The sequence below is a fragment of the Chitinimonas sp. genome (assembly GCF_041904975.1).
Lineage (GTDB): Bacteria > Pseudomonadota > Gammaproteobacteria > Burkholderiales > Chitinimonadaceae > Chitinimonas.
Map to the genome: position 1 here is coordinate 1 of NZ_JAYRLZ010000411.1, position 2539 is coordinate 2539.

Sequence of the window (2539 nt, forward strand, 5' to 3'; positions counted from 1 at the left end):
GCAGAGCCGGCTGGCGCTGGACAAGGTCGCCGCCAAGCGCATCGAATTGGGCGCGCTGGCACAACAGCTCAAGGCCGCCGAAGCTGCGCTGACTGGCGCCGAAGCTGCGCTGGCCGAAACCGAAGTGAAGGCGCCCAGTGCCGGCGTGGTGGCGGTGCGGGCACGCGAGCCGGGCGAAGTGCTGGCAGCAGGCGGCACCCTGTATGAATTGTTCGACCCGGCCCGCCTGTATCTGCGCGCCTATGTGGCCGAAACCGAAGTGGGCAAGCTCAAGCTCGGCCAAGCGGCACGGGTGTGGGTGGATGCGGCACCCGCCGTGGCGCTGCCGGCCCGACTCACCACCATTGCCAACCGCGCCGAATTCACCCCCAAGGAAGTGCAGACCCGCGATGAACGCGCCAAGCAGGTGTTCGGCGTGAAACTGCATCTTGAGCCCAGCGCCCAGGTGCGTCTGGCGCCCGGCCTGCCCGGCGATGCCGCCATTGCCTACCGCGATGGGGTGAGCTGGCAGCCACCGCGATGAGCACGGTGATCAGCGCCCGCGGCTTTGGCAAGCGCTATGGCGCCAGCGTGGCGGTGCAGGGGCTGGATCTGGATATCGGCGCTGGTGAGGTATTCGGCTTGATCGGCCCGGATGGCGCCGGCAAGTCCAGCCTGATGAAGGCGGTGGCCGGCGTGCTGCGTTTCGATAGCGGCAGCCTGGCGGTGTTTGGCACGTCGCTCGCCAGCGACGCGGCGGCCGAGCAGATCAAGGACCGCATCGGCCTGATGCCGCAGGGCCTGGGGCAGAATCTCTACCCGGACCTGAGCGTTGAGGAAAACGTCGACTTCTTCGCCCGCCTGCGCCTGGTGCCGGTCGACGAAGCCGCCCAGCGCAAGGAGCGCCTGTTCGCCATCACCCGCCTGGCCAAGTTCCGGCAGCGGCCAATGAAGCAGCTGTCGGGCGGCATGAAGCAAAAGCTGGGCTTGGTGTGCACCCTGATCCACGCACCGCGCCTGATCATCCTCGACGAGCCGACCACCGGCGTGGACCCGGTGTCGCGCCGAGATTTCTGGGCGATTCTGGCCGAGCTATTGCAGGAAGCCGGCGCCACCGCCCTGGTATCCACCGCCTATCTCGACGAAGCCAGCCGCTTTGACCGGGTGTTGCTGATGCATGAAGGCCGGGCGCTGGCACAGGGCCGGCCGGAGCAGATCATCGCCAGCCGGCCCGGTTGCGTGCTGAGCCTGCATGATCTGGTCGGCGCCGAGCCGGCCACGCTGACCGCCGCTATCGGCTATCTGGAACCACGCGGGCAGGACTACCGCTTGTTTGTGCCAAACGCCGATGCCGGCGAGGCCCGCGCCAGAGTCGCCGCCCTGCTCGGGCGCGAGCCGGCCTGCACCGCCAGCGAGCCGGAACTGGAAGACGCCTTTATCGCCCTGGTTGGCGCACCACCGGCTGCTGCGCCGGCGCAGGCTAATGCGGCAATCCGCGACACTGAAGCTGCCATCGAGGCCCGTCACCTGAGCCGGCATTTTGGCGACTTTGTCGCGGTGGATGATGCGAGCTTCCGGGTGATGCCGGGCGAGGTATTCGGCCTGTTGGGTGCCAATGGCGCCGGCAAGACCACCGCCATCAAGATGCTGAACGGCATCTTGCCGCCCAGTAGCGGCGAGGGCCGGGTGGCTGGCGCCGATATGCGCCGCGCCGGTCGCGAGATCAAGGCGCGCATCGGCTATATGTCGCAGGCGTTTTCGCTCTACACCGACCTGAGCGCGCTGGAAAACATCCGCCTGTATGGCGCCATCTATGGCCTCAGCAAGTCCGCCATTGCAGCGCGCGAGCGCTGGATCGTCGAGATGGCCGGCCTCGCCGGCCATGAAAACGCGCTGGCCGCCAGCTTGCCGATGGGGCTGCGCCAGCGTCTGGCGCTGGGCTGCGCGCTGGTGCATTCGCCCAAGGTACTGTTTCTCGATGAGCCGACCTCCGGCGTGGACCCGCTGGGCCGCCGCCGTTTCTGGGACATCCTGTTCCGGCTGGCCCGCGAGGACGGCGTGGCAGTGCTGGTCACCACCCACTATATGAGCGAGGCGGAGCGCTGCGATCGGCTGGCGCTGATGTTTGCCGGCAAGGTGGTAGCCGACGGCACGCCGGCCAGCCTGAAAGACGCACTGGCCGCCCGGCGCGGCCAGCTGTATGCGCTCGACACCGCCGCGCCACGCGAGGCCTGCAAGGCGCTGCTGGCTGCCGGCTGGGAGGCCAGCCTGCACGGGCGGCGTATCCATTGCTTTATCAAAACCCCGGATAGCCAGCTGGCGCAGCTGCGCGACACCTTGGCGCAAGCCGGCCAGCCGCTGCTGGCCGCGCAAGTGCAAGCCGCCAGCATGGAAGACGTGTTTGTCGCCCTGATGACCGAACTGGAAACCCGCTCATGAATCTGCGCCGCATTCTCGCCTATGCCGGCAAGGAAGGTCGCGAGATCGTCCGCGACCGGCTGTTCTTCGCTCTGGCTTTTGTGGTCCCGCCCTTGCTGATGCTGCTGTTTGGCGTGGGGCT

General features: G+C 67.7%; 2 protein-coding genes. Both read left to right on the top strand.

What is annotated here, in order from left to right:
• Positions 1-523 (top strand): HlyD family secretion protein (locus ACE3OH_RS21550; protein WP_374358121.1); only part of this gene is annotated, 523 nt, incomplete at its 5' end.
• Positions 520-2418, top strand: a complete 1899-nt coding sequence (locus ACE3OH_RS21555; protein WP_374358124.1) for an ATP-binding cassette domain-containing protein — start codon at positions 520-522, stop codon at positions 2416-2418. The genes ACE3OH_RS21550 and ACE3OH_RS21555, both read left to right, overlap by 4 nt.
• Positions 2419-2539 lie beyond the last annotated feature (121 nt).